We start from the raw sequence: 18,235 nt of genomic DNA, 5'->3' as shown, positions 1-18,235 counted from the left end.
CCCGCACGTCCTCACCTCAGGAGACTCCCGATGTCCGAAGTCCAGCACGCCGCTCACCCGTCATCGCACGCCGCGCCGCGCACGGCCGCTGCCCCGCTCCAGCTTCGTCAGGTCGCCGGCCGGATCGGCGCCGAAATCTCCGGCGTGCGGCTGTCGGCCACGCTCGACGATGCGACGTTCGACGCGATCCAGGCCGCGCTGCTGCGCCACAAGGTGCTGTTCTTCCGCGGCCAGCATCATCTCGACGATGCCGCGCAGGAAGCGTTCGCGCGCCGTTTCGGCGACACCGTCGCGCATCCGACCGTGCCGTCCGTCGACGGCAGCGCGCATCTGCTCGAACTGGATTCCGCGCACGGCGCGCGCGCCAACTCGTGGCACACCGACGTGACCTTCGTCGACGCGTATCCGAAGATCTCGATCCTGCGTGCCGTCGTGATTCCGCCCGTCGGCGGCGACACGGTGTGGGCCAACACGGCCGCCGCGTATGCGCATCTGCCCGACACGCTGCGCACGCTCGCCGATACGCTGTGGGCCGTCCATACGAACGCGTACGACTACGCGTCGACGCATGTGCACGCCGACGAAACGCAACTGAAGCGCTACCGCGAAGTGTTCACCTCGACCGTCTACGAGACCGAGCACCCGGTCGTGCGCGTGCATCCCGAAACGGGCGAGCGCACGCTCGTGCTCGGCCACTTCGTGCAGCGGATCAAGGGCCTGTCGACGCAGGATTCCGCGCATCTGCTGCAGGTCTTCCACGAACATGTGACGCGCCTCGAGAACACCGTGCGCTGGAGCTGGCAGGAAGGCGACGTCGCGATCTGGGACAACCGCGCGACGCAGCATTACGCGATCAACGACTACGGCGATGCGCGCCGCGTCGTGCGGCGCGCGACGGTTCACGGCGACGTGCCGGTGGGCATCGACGGCCGGCAAAGCGTCGTGCTGAAAGGGCCGGGCGCGACGCTGCAGTAATGCAGTAATGCGTGTCGCGCAGGCGGCAACGGCGATGCGTCGCCGTTCGTGCCTGCGCGGCGGCCCGTGCCGCGTGACAGGAAACCCGACCATGCATCCTCGCCCGCCGAACCGGCTCGCCCACCTGTCGCGATGTCGGCCGTTCGTTCCGTTCACTTCCGCCAGGAGCGTCGCATGAGCGCCCTACTCGAACCCGCCGGCCAGCCGATCGACGTGATTCCGCTGTCCGCCCACATCGGCGCGGAGATTCGCGGCGTCGACCTGACCCAGCCGCTGACCAGCGCGCAGATCGCCGCGATCCGCCACGCACTGCTGAAATGGCGCGTGATTTTCTTCCGCGAACAATTCCTCACGCACGAGCAGCACGTCGCGTTCTCCGCGCAGTTCGGCGAACCGACGGTCGGCCATCCGGTGTTCGGTCATGTCGAAGGACACCCCGCCGTCTACTCGATCGCGAAGCATCGCAAGGCGACGCGCTTCGAAGGCGAACCGGTGCGGCGGCCGTGGACCGGCTGGCATACCGACGTCACCGCAGCCGTGAATCCGCCGTGGGCGTCGATCCTGCGCGGCGTGACGATTCCGCCGTACGGCGGCGACACGCAGTGGACCAATCTCGTGCGCGCGTACGAGACGCTGTCCGCGCCGCTGCGCGGCTTCGTCGACGGGCTGCGCGGCATTCACCGCTTCACGCCGCCGGCCGGCGCGCGCGCGACCGGCGCCTTCGACGAAGCCGTCGAGCGGCGTCCGCTCGTGACCGAGCACCCGCTCGTGCGCGTCCATCCGGAAACCGGCGAGCGTGCGCTGTACGTGAGCCCGAGTTTCCTGAAATCGATCGTCGGCCTGACGCCGCGCGAGAGCCAGGCACTGCTCGAACTGCTGTGGGAACACGTGACGCGGCCGGAATTCACGATCCGCTTCAAGTGGGAACCGCGCAGCATCGCGTTCTGGGACAACCGCGCGACGGCCCATCTCGCGCCCGTCGACATCTTCGATCTCGACTTCGATCGCCAGCTCTACCGCACCACGCTCGTCGGCGACGTGCCGGTCGGTCCGGACGGACGGCCGTCGGTCGCACTCGAAGGCTCGCCGGTGGAAGCCGCGGCGGCGGTCGCGCTCAATTGACGCGTCGCGCGCGCACGGACCGGCACGCCGGTCCGTCGTCGTCAGCACGGCGATTCGCTGCGCCGCTGCACGTCATTCGAGCCACACGCCGTCGAACCGATGCCCGCCGAGCGGCGAAAACACGAGCCCGTGCACACGCTTCGACACCGGCAGCGACACGATCGACGTCGCGATCGGCGTGAACGGCACCTGATCCTTGAACACGACCTGCGCCTGCTCGTACAGCGCCGTGCGCTTCGCGACGTCGGCATTCGTGCGCGCCGCGTCGACGAGCCGCTCGAAATCCGCGTTGCACCACTTCGCGAGATTGCTGCCGTGCACGGCGTCGCAGCCGAGCAGCGCGCCGAGCCAGTTGTCGGGATCGCCGTTGTCGCCGGACCAGCCGTACAGGATCGCGTCGTGCTGGCCGTCCTGCTTCGCGCGCCGGTTGTATTCGCCCCACTCGTAGCTGACGATCTTCGCGCGCACGCCGATCTTCGCCCAGTCCTGCTGGATCAGTTCCGCCATCAGCTGCGCGTTCGGGTTGTACGGACGCTGCACGGGCATCGCCCACAGCGTCAGGTCGAAGCCGTTCGGGAATCCCGCGCGCGCGAGCAGCGCCTTCGCGGCGGACGGATCGTGCGGCGCATCCTTCAGGCGCGGGTTGTACGACCATTGCGCGGGCGGCATCGGGTTCGTCGCGATCGTCGCGTCGCCGTTGAAGACCGTCTTCAGGATCGCGGCCTTGTCGATCGCCATGTCGAGCGCGCGCCGCACGTCGACGCGATCGAGCGGCGGATGCTGCGTGTTGTACGCGACGAAGCCGACGTTGAACCCCGTTGCCGAGAACAGCGTGAGCGACGGGTTGCGCCGCACCGTGTCGAGATCGGCCGGGCGCGGGAATACCGACACCTGGCACTCGCCGCCCGTCAGCTTGCGCAGGCGCGTCGCCGGATCGGGCGTGATCGAGAACACCAGATGCGCGAGCTTCACGTCGTTGGGCTTCCAGTAGTCGGGATTCGCGTCGTAGCGGATCACGGCGTCCTTCTGATACGCGCGCAACAGGAACGGGCCCGTGCCGACCGGAAACTGGTTGATGTCGGCTGCGCGATGGCGCGCGGCGAGCTGCGACGCATACTCGGCCGACAGGATCGACGCGAAGGCCATCGCGAGATTGCGCACGAACACGACGTCGGGTTCTTTCAGCGCGAAGCGTACCGTGTAGTCGTCGACCTTTTCGATGCGCTCTATATTGCGGTCGAAGCCGAGGTCGCTGAAGTACGGAAAGCTGACCGGATACGCCTTGCGGAACGGATCGTCGCGATCGAGCATCCGGCGGAACGTGAAGACCACGTCGTCGGCCTGGAACGGGCGGGTCGGCTTGAACCATGCGGTCGTCTGGAACTTCACGCCGCGCCGCAGGTGGAACGTGTAGACGCGCTGGTCGGCCGACACGTCCCAGCTCGTCGCCAGCGCCGGCTCGAGGTCGAGCGTGCCGCGCCGGAACTGCACGAGTTCGTTGTAGATCGTATGCGTGCTCGCGTCGAAATCGGTGCTCGTCGTGTGCTGGCCCGGATCGAAACCGGCCGGGCTGCCTTCGCTGCAGAACACGAGCGTGTTGCCGGCCGGTGCAGCAAGCGCGGGCGACGCGGCCCCGGCCAGCATCAGCGATGCGGCGAGGCAGCGAAGCGCGCTCGCGAACGGCGACACGTTGCGCGCGCGACGCGCGGCGGGCGAGATCAAGCGGATGTTCATGGCGATCGAAACGGTGGCGTTCATACGAATGAAGACGGACGATCTTCGCGCCTGTCCCGCCGATCGCGAACCAATCGATTCGCCATTGCTTATCGCCATCGCTGCATCCCGGCGCCGTTGCATGAAAACGTCCGCGCGAGCGCCGGGGCGAACCTGGCGTCATCCGGCCCCTGCAGGTTCTGCGGAATCGGCGCATCGTATCGGTTGGCTGGCCGGTCGCCGGCGCAGCGATGCGCGAAGCCGCCTTCGTACGACCCATACCAGGAGAACACACGATGCCTGACAGCCCCGATCCGCAATCGCGCCCCGTGAAGACACCGGGCCCCGACCATCCGATCACGGTCTCGCCGCACCCGTCGCGCGTAGTCGTCACCGTGGCCGGCCGCACCGTCGCCGATACGCAGCATGCGCTGGCGCTGCGCGAGGCCAGCTACCCGGCCGTGCTCTACATTCCGCGCGAGGATGTCGACATGGCGCTGCTGCAACGCACCGACCATGCGACGTACTGCCCGTACAAGGGCGACTGCGCGTACTACTCGATCCCGTCCGGCGGCGCGCGCGCGGTCAACGCGGTCTGGACGTACGAACATCCGTATCCGGCTGTCGAAGCGATTCGCGGACACCTCGCGTTCTATCCCGATCGCGTCGATTCGATCGTCGACAACGCGGCCGGCCCGGATTGAGCGTCGACGGACGGCGCCTGCCTGCATACCGCTGCCGCGATGCGATGCGCGCTGCGCCGCCGCGCATCGCACGGGCCGCTTTCGCACTGCACCGCGGCTGATTTGCATATGCGGATTCGTTGGTTGGCCGCCGGCGCGCGGCGACGTATCGTGCTGAGTCCGGCGCGGACCGCCGGTTGCGCGCATCGCCGCATCCGGTCCCGCCGTGCGCCGACCGCGCCGCATTCGCGCGCGGCCCGCTTTCCGCACGCAGGACGCTTCCATGAACGACACATCGCACGCATACGTCGAAACGGGCGCGGCGAACGCGCAGCGCCGCCGCTGGCTACAACGCGCGGCCGCCGGCGTCGCCGGGCTCGCGCTCGGGCCGCTCGCGGGGCTGCCCGCGCATGCACAGGGCAGCACACGGCTGCGCATCGGGTTCCAGAAATACGGCAACTTCGTCGTGCTGAAGGCGCGCGGCACGCTCGAGAAACGGCTCGCGAGCCAGGGCGTCGCCGTGCAATGGCTCGAGTTTCCGGCCGGCCCGCAACTGCTCGAAGGACTGAACGCCGGCGCGATCGACGTCGGCACGGTCGGCGAGACGCCGCCGATCTTCGCGCAGGCGGCCGGCGTCGATTTCGTCTATATCGGCAACGAGCCGCCGGCGCCGCACGGCGAGGCGATCGTCGTGCTGCCCGACTCGCCGATTCGCAATGTCGCGCAGCTGCGCGGCAAGAAGGTCGCGTTCAACAAGGGATCGAACGTTCACTATCTGCTCGTGAAGGCGCTGCAGCAGGCAGGCCTCGCCTACACCGACATCCAGCCGATCTATCTGACGCCGGCCGATGCGCGTGCCGCGTTCGTGCAGCGCAACGTCGACGCGTGGGTGATCTGGGATCCCTATCTGGCCGCGGCCGAACGGCAACTCGGCGCGCGCGTGATCGCGAACGGCGAAGGGCTCGTGCGCAATACGCAGTACTACCTTGCCGCACGCAAGTACGCGGCCGCGCAGCCGCAGGTGCTGCGCGCGCTGCTCGACGAGATCGATGCGGTCGATCGCTGGGGACGCGACCATGTGCCCGACGTCGCCACGCTGCTGTCGCCGCTCGTCGGCCTCGACGCGCCGACGCTCGAAGTCGCGCTCAAGCGCACGGGCTACGGCGTGCAGCCGATCACGGACGCGACGCTCGCCTATCAGCAGAACATCGCCGACACGTTCAGCACGCTGAAGCTGATTCCGGGCAAGATCAGCGTCGCGTCCGCGCGCTGAGCGGCCGCTGCGTGCGTTGCATTACGGCGCACGTGTCGCGCCGATGCGTCGCCATTCGTCGTAGTCGATCACGAGGCCCGCTGCGTCGACCGTGAGGTCGGCCGCATACGTGCCGCTCTCGTAGCGGTACGCGTTCGGCGCGATCCGCGTGTAGCGCTGCTCGCCGCGCACGATGTCGAACGCGGGAAAGCGCAGCCATGCCGTCCGGATCGCCGCGGCATCGCCGACCTTCAACGCGAGGCGACGGATCGGCAGCGTGTTCGTCGACGGACTGAAGCCGAGATCGACGTCGGTCGCGCCGTCGAGCGCGGGCGCGTCGACGCCGTCGATCGTCCATCGGCCGCCGTCGCAGCGCAGGTCGATCTGCCGCGCGGCCGCACCGATCCAGCGGGTCACGCGTGCCGATCGCGTGAGCCAGTCGGCATCGCATGCGATCGCGTAGTCGACGCGAAACGGCGTGCCGTCGATCGCACCGGCGACGCTGCCCGACAACTCGATACCATCGCGCCCATCGACGAGCCGGCACCATTCGGCCGCATGCCAGGTCTGCGCGATCTGCCATGCGACGCAGTGCGTATGGGGCGCTTCGTGCTGTTGCGTCATTCGTTGCCTCCCGTTCGATTGCCCTCGTACGCCGCCGTGCAGGCGCCATGGAGGCGATTCTCGCGCATCGTGCAGCGTCTGCGTACGGGTATCACGGCCCGATCTTGCCTGCGCGCCGCCGGTGCGCTAACGTGCGCGTTTCCGGGATAACCGAAGCCTCGCGTCGAAACCCATCCGTCGATTCGATCCGACGCGGCCGTCCGTTGCCGGGCCCCGCCGCGTCGCACGTACTGGAGGGGTCTGCGTTGGACGTTCGCGTTTACCTGCTCGCCGCCGCGGTGTTTCTCGCCGGCGTCGCCGAAAACATCTGCGTCGGCATCCTGCCGGCGATCTCCGCCGGTCTTCACGTATCGGTCGCGGCCGCCGGCCAGCTCACGACGATCTTCTCCGCCGTATTCGCACTCGCCGCGCTCGTCGCGGCCGCCGTCGTCGCGCGCATCGAACGGCGCACGGCCCTGCTCGCGTCGCTCGGCACATTTGCAGCCGCGAACCTGTTCGCCGCCGCGAGCAGCGGATATGCGAGCCTGTTCGCCGCGCGCGTGCTGATGGCCGCGAGCTGCGCGATGCTGATCCTCGTCGCGACGCGCCTCGCGGCCGAACTCGCGGCGCCGGCGCAGCGCGGCCGCGCGATCGGCATCGTGTTCATGGGAATCAGCGCGTCGCTCGTGCTCGGCGTGCCGATCGGGATGCGGATTGCCGACTGGGCCGGCTGGCGCGCCGTGTTCGCGTCGATCGCGGTGCCCGCGCTGCCGTTCGCGATCTGGCTCGGCCGCCGGCTGCCGCGCATCGCGGCCGTCGCGCCCGCCGACACCGCGTCGCGCGCGCACGCACCGCCGTATCGCGCCGTGCTCGGCCGCCCGACGCTGGTCGCCGCGCAGCTCGTGTCGGTCGCGATGATCGGCGGGCATTTCACGCTGTTCGCCTATCTGACGCCGTATCTGCAGGCGGTGCTGTCGCCCGGCGCCGCCGCGCTCGAAGCGCTGTACGTCGCGTTCGGCATCGCCGGCGTGATCGGCGCGTGGGCCGGCGGCACACTGTCCGACCGGCTCGGCGCGCGGCGTGCGCTGGTGGCCTGCCCGGCGCTCTTCGTCATCGCGATGGCCGTGCTGCCGGCCGCCGCCGCGACGCCGCTCGCGTTCGTGCCCGCGATGATGCTATGGGGTGCGGTCAGCTGGGCGATCTCGCCGATCGCGCAGAACCATCTGATCCACGCGGCGCCCGCGCTCGCCGATGCGAGCGTCGGCATCAACGTGTCCGCGATGCATGCGGGCGTCGCGCTCGGCGCTGCATTCGGCGGCGTACTCGTCGAGCGCGGCGCGCTGCTGCTCGCGCCGTGGGCCGGCTGCGCGCTGGTCGCGCTCGCGCTGGGCTGCGCGTGCGTCGCCGCGCGACCCGCTCACCACGCGCGCCGATAGATCTCGAGCGCGTCGGCCTCCGTCACTTCGCGCGGATTGTTGACGAGCAGGCGCGTCTGCAGCATCGCGTCCGCGGCCATCCGCGGCAGATCGCCTTCGCCGATGCCGACCTCGCGCAGCGTACGCGGAATGCCGGTCGCGACGATCAGCCGGTCGATCTCGTCGATCAGCGCGTGCGTCTTCGCCTCGTCGCTACCCGTCGCCGACGGCGCGACGATCGCCGCGAGTTCCGCATACTGCGACGCGGCCGCTTCCGCGTTGAAGCGCAGCACATGCGGCAGCACGAGCGCGTTCGACAGCCCGTGCGGCACGTGGAAAATACCGCCGACCGGATACGCGAGCGCATGCACGGCCGCGACCGGCGCGTTTGCGAACGCCTGGCCCGCGAACATCGCGCCGACCAGCATCGCTTCGCGCGCGTGCCGGTCGTGCCCGTCGTCGCACGCGGCGAGCAGATTGCGCGACAACAGCGTCAGCGCTTGCACGGCCAGCATGTCGGACACCGGATTCTTCAGCCGCGCGGACGTGTAGGCCTCGATCGCATGCACCATCGCGTCGATGCCGGTCGCGGCCATCGCCGCGCGCGGCAGCCCGAGCGTCAGCTCGGCGTCGAGGATCGCGACGTCGGCGAACAGATGCGGCGACACGACGCCCATCTTGCGCGCCTCGCCCACCGTGACGATCGACACGGCCGTCACCTCCGAACCGGTGCCGGCCGTCGTCGGCATCTGTACGAGCGGCAACCGCTCGGTGTCGACCTTGTCGACGCCGTACATGTCGGCGAGCGCCTGCCGGCCCGGCGCGAGCACGGCGATCAGCTTCGCGACGTCCATCGACGAACCGCCGCCGAGACCGAGCACGATTTGCGCATCGGCCGCGACCGCGCGCGCCGTCGCGTCGAGCACGACGCGCTCGGGCGGATCGGCGATCACGTCGTCGATCACGGTCACCTGCCAGCCGTGCGCGGCGAGGCTGTCGAGCGCGGGCGCGAGCACGCCGCTGCGGTGCAGGAACGCGTCGGTCACCACGCAGAGGCGCGCGAGCGTCGGAAAGCGTGCGCGCAGCAGCGCGCCGAGCCGGCGCGTCGCGCCGTATTCGACGATCAGCGTCGGGACGGTGCGGAATTGAAACGGGTTCATCGGGCCTCCGGTGGCGTCGCCGTGCCGGTGGCCGGCTGCACGATGCGGCGGGCACGGCAGGCGAGCCATCGAATGATCGCGCCGACGCGGCGCCGCTGCAAATGCGGCGTTTCCCGATGGGCGGCGGCAACGGCGCAGCGTGGCGCGCATGCTGCGCGGGCAACGAACGCGGCGCCGGAGGACTGCCGGCTACCGCCGGCCCGCCCGACGGCCGCGCGCGCCAACAGCCTGCCGCATCGCTTGCAGCGCGCGTGCCGCACGCCGCCGCGCGGCCCGAATACCGGCGATCCGCGCCGGCGCCCTCGAGCCCTTCGGCTAAAATGCCGCACTTTCCATCCTGTCCGGCCCGCTCGCCATGCAACCCGCCTCCCACGCCCAATCCGCCTCCCACGGCGCCGACGATGCAGAATCGGCGCGCGATCTCGTCTACGGCCCGAACGACCGCCCTGCGCCGATGGTCGCGTTCGTCGCCGCGCTCCAGCATCTGCTCGCGATCATCGTGCCGATCGTCACGCCCGGCCTGCTGATCTGCCAGGCGCTCGGCGTGTCGAGCCACGACACGACGCTGATCGTCTCGATGTCGCTCGTCATCTCGGGCATCGCGACCTTCGTCCAGTGCAAGCGTTTCGGCCCGCTCGGCGCCGGGCTGCTGATCGTCCAGGGCACGAGCTTCAACTTCGTCGGCCCGCTGATCGCGGGCGGCAGCCTGATGGTCAAGCAAGGCACGCCGGTCGAGACCGTGATGGCCGCGATCTTCGGCGTCGTGATCGCGGGATCGTTCGTCGAGATGGGCGTGTCGCGCATCCTGCCGTTCGTGAAGCGGCTGATCACGCCGCTCGTCACGGGCATCGTCGTGCTGCTGATCGGCCTCACGCTGATCAAGGTCGGACTCATCAGCATGGGCGGCGGCTACGGCGCGATGGCGAAAGGCACGTTTGCGAGCGCGCAAAACCTGACGCTGTCGTGCCTCGTGCTCGGCACGATCATCCTGCTGAACCGCGTGCCCGTCGTCTGGGTGCGCAGCACCGCGCTCGTCATCGCGCTCGCGATCGGCTACGCCGCCGCCGCGTTTCTCGGCCGCCTCGACTTCACCGGCATGCATCAGGCCGCCGTGTTCCAGGTGCCGACGCCGCTGCATTTCGGGATCGGCTTCTCGTGGTCGCTGTTCGTGCCGATGCTGATCATCTACCTCGTCACCTCGCTCGAAGCGATCGGCGACGTCACGGCCACCAGCAAGATCTCGAAGGAGCCCGTCGAAGGCCCGGTGTGGATGCAGCGGATCAAGGGCGGCGTGCTCGTGAACGGCGCGAACTCGCTGCTCGCCGGCGTGTTCAACACGTTCCCGAGCTCGGTGTTCGCGCAGAACAACGGCGTGATCCAGATCACGGGCGTCGCGAGCCGCTACGTCGGCATCTGGATCGCGGCGATGCTCGTCGTGCTCGGCCTCTTCCCCGTCGTCGCCGGCGCGCTGCAGGCGGTTCCGGAACCGGTCCTGGGCGGCGCGGCGATGGTGATGTTCGGCGCGGTCGCGGCCTCCGGCATCAACATCCTCGCGGGCATCCAGCTCGATCGGCGCGCGCTGCTGATCATTGCGGTGTCGCTCGCGCTCGGTCTCGGCGTATCGCAGGTGCCCGACATCTTGAACAGCCTGCCGCACGCGCTGAAGAACGTGCTCGAATCGGGCGTCGCGACGGGCGGCATCTGCGCGCTGGTCATGAACTGGTTCTTGCCTGAGAAGAAGTAATCAAAACAACACTGCGGCCCGCAGCGCGGGCCGCTTATTCCCCCACTTTCCCATCGCTATCCCCGCCGCATGCGGCCGCGCGTCTCGTCCCTTAATTCCGGGAACAAAAGTTGTTACCGAAAAACGACCTTGGCACTATTTAATTGTTTTGACGGATTATGCAATCCCGGCGAATATTCGCGTCACCCGCCAGTTAGCAGTTCCCGAAAACATCGCTAGTGGAAACAAAAAACGTCTTATAGGCCGGGCGCCTCACGCTGCTTCACCACTGTTTTTAACGATTCAAGGGGAAGACATGACGCCTTTGTCACAGAGTCTGCGTACCAAGCAGTCAACAAACGTATCCAACGCGACGCCCGTCTTCTGGAAGTCGGCGCCGCTCGTCGCCGAACCGGAAGAGCCCAAACCGCCGACGCCGGAACTACGTGACTTCTTCGCCGCCGCGGCCCTGCAGGGCCTGCTGTCGCGCGACGCCGGCCGCAACGTGTCGACGATCGCCGACTACGAATCGAAACGGGCGGTTTGTGCATACCGGCTGGCTGACGAGATGCTGAAAGCGCGATAAACCAACGCCGGCTTTCGCACGGCGGATACGCAGTGGCCACTCCGGGGACGGGAATGGAAATTGCGCAATCCGTACCGTGAAACGACACCCCAATCGATCGGTTTTTAATATGACGATTGGGGTGTTTTCATTGGTGAACGATTATATGAACCGGTGATGACGCGAATATCCGGTTATTCGATTTTTCTTATTCCCGGTATCCGCAAACGATTCAAATGGCGCCGCGTATCGCCGCGCCGTATGAGCGGCCAATAATCGGTGCGGTTTCGCATCGCGCCGTCCCGAACTAGGATTTTCCTTTCACGGATTCGCCGCTCGGCTGCGACACGCGTTGCAGTCCGTCGCCACCGCGAACCGGCCGGTCGGTTAGTGCGCGCCGAGCAGCCCGCGCTGCGCGAGGTTCCGATAGAGCGCGCGCACGCCGAATGTCCACGGCGCGACGTCCGTGCAGCGCTTGACCGTATTGACGAGCGCGCCGAGCTGCGGCGCCGAGATCGTTACCACGTCGCCGACATGATGCGTGAAGCCGCCGCCCGGCGTGTCGCGATCCGCGATCGGCGAGAACATCGTGCCGAGAAACAGCATGAAGCCGTCCGGATACTGATGATGCGCGCCATACGTTTGCGCGACGAGATCGGTCGGATCGCGGCTGATCTCGCGCATATGGCTGATGCCGTCGAGCACGAAGCCGTCGTCCGCGCCTTCGACGCGCAGCGACACGCTCGCGCTGCGCACCGAATCGAGCGTGAAGCGCGCGTCGAACACGCGCACGAACGGCCCGATCGCGCACGACGCGTTGTTGTCCTTGCACTTGCCGAGCAGCAGCGCCGAGCGCCCCTCGATGTCGCGCAGATTCACGTCGTTGCCGAGCGTCGCGCCGACGATCTCGCCGCGCGCGTTGACCGCGAGCACGATCTCGGGCTCCGGATTGTTCCAGACCGATGCCGGCAGCAGCCCGACGTCCGCGCCGAAGCCGACGGCCGACATCGGCTGCGATTTCGAGAACACCTCGGCGTCGGGCCCGATGCCGACTTCCAGATACTGGGACCACGCGCCGCGCCGCTGCAGTTCATCCTTCAGCCGCATCGCGGCGTCGGAGCCCGGTCGGATCTTCGACAGATCGGCGCCGATCACGCTGCTGATCGTGTCGCGTACCGCGCGCGCCTTCGCCGGATCGCCGCCCGCCTGCTCTTCGATCACGCGCTCGACGAGGCTCACCGCGAACGTCACGCCGCATGCCTTGATCGCCTGCACGTCGCACGGCGCGAGCAGCGTCGGGCCCGCGCCGCCGCCGTCGCGCGTCGCGGCGAGCAGCGCGTCGACGCGACCCAGCGATTCGCCGGCCGCATGGCGCACGACGTCGAGCAGATCCGCGCGGTCGAACAGATCGGCCGTCGTCGGCACCGTGCGCGTGATGTCGAACACCTCGCCGCGCCTCACGACGACGACGCTCGGCCCCGCGTGCGCGCCATCGCGGAGCCACACGCGTCCGACGAGCAGCGCGTCGTCGAGATCGGTCGGCAGACAAGCGGAAACAGGAAGCGTATTCATGGCGGTATTCCGTCGGTTAGCGGATCAATGGGAATGACGCGGCTCGCCGCGCTCGGCGATCACCTTCAGATACAAGGTCGCGGGCTCGAGGCAGCCGCCGGTCGACAGTTGCCCGACGAACTGCCGATACAGTTCCTGCCAAGGCGTCTGCGACGGCGGCACCTGGAATTCCGCGGATTCGCGGCGGCGCGCCAGCTCGTCGTCCGGCACCAGCACGTCGACGCGCCGCGCGTTCAGATCGACGCGAATCCGGTCGTTCGTGCGCAGCAGCGCGAGACCGCCGCCCGCCGCCGCTTCTGGCGACATGTTGAGGATCGACGGGCTCGCCGACGTGCCGCTCTGGCGGCCGTCGCCCATGCACGGCAGCGATTCGACACCGCGCTTGACGAGCGCCGCCGGCGGCGCCATGTTGACGACCTCCGCGCTGCCCGGATAGCCGACTGTCCCGCAGCCGCGGATCACGAGGATGCATCGCTCGTCGATCGCGAGCGCCGGATCGTTGATCCGCGCACGATAGTCCTCGGGGCCGTCGAACACGATCGCACGCGCCTCGAAGACGTTTTCCGCGCCCGGTTCGCTCAGATACGTGCGGCGAAACGCGTCGCCGACGACCGACATCTTCATGATCGCGCTGTCGAAGAAGTTGCCCGAGAGCACGATGAAGCCCGCGCCGTGCTTCAGCGGCGCATCGTGCGGCCGGATCACGTCGCCGTCCGCGGCCGGTGCCGCGGCCACGATGTCGGCGATCGTGCGGCCCGACACGGTCATGCAGTCGCGATGAATCAGTCCGGCGGCGTCGAGCTGCCGCAGGATCGCGGGCACGCCGCCCGCGCGATGGAAGCTTTCGCCGAGATATTCGCCGGCCGGCATGCAGTTCGCGAGCAGCGGCACCTGTTCGCCGACGCGCTGCCAGTCCGCGAGGCTCAGCTCGACGCCCATGTGCCGCGCAATCGCGATCAGATGCGGCGGACAGTTCGTCGACGCACCGAGCGCCGACGCGACGACGATCGCATTTTCGAACGCGTCGCGCGTCATGATCTGCGACGGGCGCACGTCGTCGCGCACGAGATCGACGATGCGCTTGCCGGTCGCATACGCCATCTGCCCGCGCTCGCGATACGCGGCCGGTATGCTCGCGCAGCCCGGCAGCGACATGCCGAGCGCCTCGGCCAGACAGTTCATCGAGAGCGCCGTGCCCATCGTGTTGCAGTGTCCGATCGACGGCGACGATGCGGTCGTCAGCCGCATGAACCCTTCGTAATCGATTTCGCCGGCCGCGAGCAGATTGCGCGCATGCCAGATCACGGTGCCCGAGCCGACGCGCTTGCCTTCGTGCCAGCCGTCGAGCATCGGGCCGCCGGACAGCACGATCGCGGGCAGATCGACCGTCGCGGCCGCCATCAGGCAGGCGGGCGTCGTCTTGTCGCAACCGGTCGTCAGCACGACACCGTCGAGCGGAAAGCCGTGCAGGATTTCGACGAGGCCGAGATAGGCGAGATTGCGGTCGAGCGCGGCGGTCGGACGCCGGCTTTGCTCGGCGAGCGGATGCACCGGGAATTCCATCGGAATGCCGCCCGCATCGCGAATGCCGGCCTTGACGCGCTCGGCGAGCGCGATGTGATGACGGTTGCACGGCGCGAGGTCGCTGCCCGTCTGCGCGATGCCGACGATCGGCCGGCCCGATTGCAGCTCTTCGCGCGTGAGACCGTAGTTCATGAATCGCTCGACATAGAGCGCCGTCATGTCGGCATGCGACGGATCGTCGAACCACTCCTGGCTGCGCAGCCTGCGCGGGGATTGCGTCATGTCTCCTTCTCCTGCTTTTCTGCTCCGGCCGCGCCGGACTCCGTACCGGCCGCTTCGTCGCCGCACGCGCCGAATAGTTACCGGTAACATCAGCGCCGATACTAGCACGCGCCGGCGCGTCGCACCAGGCATCGACAACAGGAAAGCAGGCGCCGCCGCGCGACGCGATCGTCGCGCCGCGCTACGCGCTGTCGCGCTCGACGATGCCGTATTCGATCCGCACCTTCTTTGCGACGCGCGCCGATTCCGCGGCGTCGGCGTCGGCCGCGTCGAGCGCCGCGAGCAGCATCTCGCCGGTACGGCGCCCGATGCCGAGTGCGTCGACGGACATCGTCGTGATCGTCGGATGGCAGCACGACGCGACCTCGAAATTGCCGAAGCCGGCGATCGCGATGTCGTCCGGGACCGCAAGCCCGCGCCGATGACACTCCATGATCGCGCCGAATGCCGACATGTCGCTGACGCACATCACTGCCTGCGTGTCCGGCCATTGCGCGAGCAGCGCGGCCATCGCGGGGCCGCCGTGACTCATCGTCACGGGCGCATCGCCGAGCCGCACGACGCGCGGAGCGAGGCCGAGCGCCTTCATCTCCTGCTGATAGCCGCGCAGTCGCTCGAGGCCGCGCCGGTCGAGATCGCCGGCGCCCGCGAGAAAGCCGATACGCCGATGCCCTTTGCCCGCGAGATAGCGCACCATTTCGCGTGCGGCCTTCGCGTTCGAGAAGCCGACGACGCGATCGACCGGATCGGCCGGCCAGTCCCACATCTCGACGATCGGCACGTCCGTGCGCTCGAGCAGTTGCCGCGTCGCGTCGGTATGCTGCGCGCCCGTCAGCGCGATCGCACGCGGCTGATAGCGCAGCAGTTGGCGCACCAGACGTTCCTCGCGCTCGAGCGAATAATCGGTGTCGCCGATCAGCAGCTGCAGGCCGTGCGGTTCGAGCGCCTCGGTCAGACCCTGCACCGTATCCGAGAAGTTCGAACTCGACAGCGACGGCACCAGCACCGCGACGAACTCCGAACGTCCGGACGACAGTGCGCCGGCCGCCGCATCGGCGACATAGCCGAGCTGCTCGATCGCGCGCTGCACGCGCTCGCGCGTTGCCGCCGACACGCTGCGGTCGGCAAGCACGCGCGAGACGGTCATCTTCGACACGCCGGCCAGGCGCGCGACGTCGGACATGCGGGGCGGTGTGGTCTTGGTAGCGGCGGCGGATTTGGCCATCGACGATCTGGAGCGGGGTTGAAACGACCGTATGATAGCCGCAAGCGACGGCCCGCCGGCGTCACGCGCGGGTGTCGCTGCAGCGTCGCCCGCCCCTCTCTCCCTTCCCGCCGCGCAGGCGTGGCGGGGGCTTCGCACCTCGATATTCACGTCGCTCATCCGCCGCTCGCGCGGGTAATCCCGAATCCCGATCGCCGCACAAACCGCACCGCTCCGGCTTGCCGCGCCCGATCGCGCGTGCTACTTTAGTTACCGGTAACATTTCAGCCGGGCAGCCAACGTGCGCAACGCTCCGGCACACAAGTAAAAATCCGGAGACACGTCATGCCCATACTCACCGAGACCGCGGCATCGGCCGCGCCTGTCGACGAAACCGAAGAGCGCGTCTATCGCAAGGTGCTGCGCCGCGTACTACCGCTCTTGCTGCTCTGCTACGTGGTCGCGTATCTCGACCGCGTCAACGTCGGTTTCGCGAAGCTGCAGATGCTCGATTCGCTCGGCCTCAGCGATACCATCTACGCGGTCGGCGCCAGCATCTTCTTCTGGGGATACTTTCTGTTCGAGATCCCGAGCAATCTGTTGCTGCATCGCTACGGCGCGCGGTTCTGGATCGCGCGCATCATGATCACGTGGGGCATCGTCTCGTCGTCGCTTGCGTTCATCGCGCCGCTCGCGCGGTTCTTTCATGTCGAAGCGTCGACGATGTTCTACATCCTGCGGTTCCTGCTCGGTGCATGCGAGGCCGGTTTCTTTCCGGGCGTGATCCTGTACATGAACTACTGGTTCCCTGCGCGTCGCCAGAGCACCGCGATGTCCGGGTTCCTGATCGCGATTCCGGTGAGCCTCACGCTCGGCGGCATCGTCTCCGGCTGGCTGATGGAAAACACGCACGGGCTGCTCGGCCTCGGCGGCTGGCAGTGGATGCTGCTGCTCGAAGGCATTCCGTCGATTCTCGTCGCGTTCGTCGTGCTCGCGTTCATGGGCGACGGCATCGCGTCCGCGAAGTGGCTGTCCGCGAGCGAAAAGGCGCTGCTGCAGCGCAATCTCGAACAGGAAGGCACGCGCAAGACGCACAGCATCGGCGCGGCGTTTCGCAATCCGCACGTCTGGCTGCTCACGTTCATTCTGCTCACGTTCAACACGGGCTTTTACGGGCTCGCGTTCTGGTTACCGTCGATCATTCGCGCGTCGGGCGTGCAAAGCCCGCTGAGCATCGGGCTGCTGACCGCGATTCCGTATCTGAGCGCCGTCGTCGCGATGCTGTGGAATGCCGCGCATTCGCGCCGTACCGGCGAGCGGCGGCTGCATGCGGCGATTCCGGCCGGCATCGGTGGCGTCGGGCTGATGCTGAGCGCGTTCTTCGCGAGCAACGTGCCGCTGTCGATCCTGTTCCTGACGATCTCGACCTGCGCGATCCTCGGCCTGATGCCGATCTACTGGACGTTCCCCGGCCAGATTCTCGCCGGCACGGCCGCCGCGGCCGGCATCGCGCTGATCAACTCGATCGGCAACCTGTCCGGTTTCACCGGCTCGATGATCACCAGCGTCGCGAAAAACCTGACCGGCAACATCAACAACGGCACGTATGCGCTCGGCGCGTGCCTGCTCGTCAGCTGCGTGCTGATTCTCGCGATACCGAAACGGCTGCTCGACAACCGCGCCGACGAGCGCGAGTGAGGTCGGCCCTTCGCGTCGGCGCGCGGCGACGAATGCGGGTCGAACGGCTCGCAGACGCGCAACGCGCCAGCGCAACGGGCGCGCTCGCCGGACGGCGGCGCGCCTTCGCGCTTCCACGCGGCCGACTGAACGCAAGGTCGGAAGCCGTGGAACACTTCCTTCTTCGATCGATTCGCATTCGATCGGCCTCGACGTCGAGTGTCGCAACCGGGCGTTGCCCGTTTCAACCGCCGACGTCCCTTTGGTACGGCGGTTCGTTCAGTCGCCCGCCTTCGCCGCCGAGACGACCGCAATCGCTTCGACTTCGATCAGCGCGTCCGGCGAAAACAGCGCCGCCACCTCGACGAGACTCTCCGCCGGATACGGCGCGGTAAACCATTTGCGCCGGATGTCGACCATCTTGTCGAGATACGACATCGACGACAGGAATACGGTCGTCTTCACGACGCGATCCATGCCGGAGCCGGCCGCCTGCAGCACGCGCGCGAGATTGCCGAACGCGCGCTCGGCCTGACGATCGAAGTCGCCCGGCCCGTCGATCTCGCCGTCCTCGCCGATCGCCGGCTGGCCGGAAACGAACACGAAGTCGCCGACACGGATTGCCTGTGATAATAGGAACGGCGCATAAGGGTCCGGATTCGTGTGGACTTGCTCGATTTTCATGCGGATCTCCCGGTTCGGTTCATCGTGGGGACGGCAGTATCGGTCGAGCGCCCGCGCACAACAAATGGTCAATTCTCACCC

15 protein-coding genes are annotated in these 18,235 nt (G+C 68.0%); 8 read left to right on the top strand and 7 right to left on the bottom strand.

Features of this window, described 5'->3' with window-relative positions; all coding sequences use genetic code 11:
• The first annotated feature begins 30 nt into the window (after positions 1-30).
• Together ACSHSS_RS06565 and ACSHSS_RS06560 are read left to right on the top strand one after the other, a co-directional pair.
• Positions 31-975, top strand: a complete 945-nt coding sequence (locus tag ACSHSS_RS06565) for a TauD/TfdA dioxygenase family protein (RefSeq protein WP_006412438.1) — start codon at positions 31-33, stop codon at positions 973-975.
• Positions 976-1,149: 174 nt separating this feature from the next.
• Positions 1,150-2,097 (top strand): TauD/TfdA dioxygenase family protein, encoded by a 948-nt coding sequence (locus ACSHSS_RS06560; protein ID WP_035954476.1) that lies wholly within the window; start codon positions 1,150-1,152, stop codon positions 2,095-2,097.
• A 72-nt stretch (positions 2,098-2,169) separates the two neighbouring features.
• Here ACSHSS_RS06560 and ACSHSS_RS06555 read toward each other — a convergent pair whose 3' ends face one another.
• Complete coding sequence (locus tag ACSHSS_RS06555; protein WP_445544742.1) at positions 2,170-3,831, bottom strand: ABC transporter substrate-binding protein; 1,662 nt, start codon at positions 3,829-3,831, stop codon at positions 2,170-2,172.
• 275 nt (positions 3,832-4,106) lie between these two features.
• Between ACSHSS_RS06555 and ACSHSS_RS06550 the strand changes: the two genes are divergently transcribed.
• Complete coding sequence (locus tag ACSHSS_RS06550; RefSeq protein ID WP_088927084.1) at positions 4,107-4,514, top strand: DUF427 domain-containing protein; 408 nt, start codon at positions 4,107-4,109, stop codon at positions 4,512-4,514.
• 262 nt (positions 4,515-4,776) lie between these two features.
• Positions 4,777-5,766, top strand: coding sequence for a sulfonate ABC transporter substrate-binding protein (locus ACSHSS_RS06545; RefSeq protein WP_006403917.1), 990 nt, complete (start codon positions 4,777-4,779; stop codon positions 5,764-5,766).
• A gap of 21 nt (positions 5,767-5,787) precedes the next feature.
• Here the strand turns inward: ACSHSS_RS06545 and ACSHSS_RS06540 are convergent, their stop codons facing one another.
• Positions 5,788-6,369, bottom strand: coding sequence for a putative glycolipid-binding domain-containing protein (locus ACSHSS_RS06540; RefSeq protein ID WP_006399707.1), 582 nt, complete (start codon positions 6,367-6,369; stop codon positions 5,788-5,790).
• A gap of 245 nt (positions 6,370-6,614) precedes the next feature.
• On the opposite strand from ACSHSS_RS06540, the gene ACSHSS_RS06535 reads away from it, so the two are divergent.
• Positions 6,615-7,784: an MFS transporter gene (locus ACSHSS_RS06535; protein ID WP_445544741.1), complete on the top strand. Its 1,170-nt coding sequence runs from the start codon at positions 6,615-6,617 to the stop codon at positions 7,782-7,784.
• On the opposite strand, the gene ACSHSS_RS06530 is transcribed toward ACSHSS_RS06535, so the two are convergent.
• Complete coding sequence (locus ACSHSS_RS06530; RefSeq protein WP_445544740.1) at positions 7,766-8,923, bottom strand: iron-containing alcohol dehydrogenase; 1,158 nt, start codon at positions 8,921-8,923, stop codon at positions 7,766-7,768. The genes ACSHSS_RS06535 and ACSHSS_RS06530 overlap by 19 nt on opposite strands.
• A gap of 355 nt (positions 8,924-9,278) precedes the next feature.
• On the opposite strand from ACSHSS_RS06530, the gene ACSHSS_RS06525 reads away from it, so the two are divergent.
• Positions 9,279-10,667, top strand: coding sequence for a uracil-xanthine permease family protein (locus ACSHSS_RS06525; RefSeq protein ID WP_006399703.1), 1,389 nt, complete (start codon positions 9,279-9,281; stop codon positions 10,665-10,667).
• 295 nt (positions 10,668-10,962) lie between these two features.
• Positions 10,963-11,232: a hypothetical protein gene (locus ACSHSS_RS06520; protein WP_006415372.1), complete on the top strand. Its 270-nt coding sequence runs from the start codon at positions 10,963-10,965 to the stop codon at positions 11,230-11,232.
• Positions 11,233-11,598: 366 nt separating this feature from the next.
• On the opposite strand, the gene ACSHSS_RS06515 is transcribed toward ACSHSS_RS06520, so the two are convergent.
• From ACSHSS_RS06515 to ACSHSS_RS06505, 3 genes are all read right to left on the bottom strand, one after another.
• Complete coding sequence (locus ACSHSS_RS06515) at positions 11,599-12,783, bottom strand: fumarylacetoacetate hydrolase family protein (RefSeq protein WP_445544739.1); 1,185 nt, start codon at positions 12,781-12,783, stop codon at positions 11,599-11,601.
• 24 nt (positions 12,784-12,807) lie between these two features.
• A complete protein-coding gene (locus ACSHSS_RS06510; RefSeq protein WP_012217270.1) occupies positions 12,808-14,589 on the bottom strand; it encodes an IlvD/Edd family dehydratase in 1,782 nt (593 codons plus the stop codon).
• Positions 14,590-14,770: 181 nt separating this feature from the next.
• Positions 14,771-15,772: a LacI family DNA-binding transcriptional regulator gene (locus tag ACSHSS_RS06505; RefSeq protein ID WP_059783648.1), complete on the bottom strand. Its 1,002-nt coding sequence runs from the start codon at positions 15,770-15,772 to the stop codon at positions 14,771-14,773.
• A gap of 366 nt (positions 15,773-16,138) precedes the next feature.
• On the opposite strand from ACSHSS_RS06505, the gene ACSHSS_RS06500 reads away from it, so the two are divergent.
• A complete protein-coding gene (locus ACSHSS_RS06500; RefSeq protein ID WP_012217272.1) occupies positions 16,139-17,491 on the top strand; it encodes an MFS transporter in 1,353 nt (450 codons plus the stop codon).
• A 258-nt stretch (positions 17,492-17,749) separates the two neighbouring features.
• Here the strand turns inward: ACSHSS_RS06500 and ACSHSS_RS06495 are convergent, their stop codons facing one another.
• Positions 17,750-18,154 carry a RidA family protein gene (locus ACSHSS_RS06495; protein ID WP_039218862.1) on the bottom strand — a complete coding sequence of 135 codons (405 nt, stop codon included), beginning with the start codon at positions 18,152-18,154 and terminating at the stop codon, positions 17,750-17,752.
• Between the last annotated feature and the right edge of the window lie 81 nt (positions 18,155-18,235).

It is taken from the genome of Burkholderia sp. BC1 (assembly GCF_052683555.1).
This window is presented reverse-complemented; position numbering and strand designations above follow the sequence as displayed.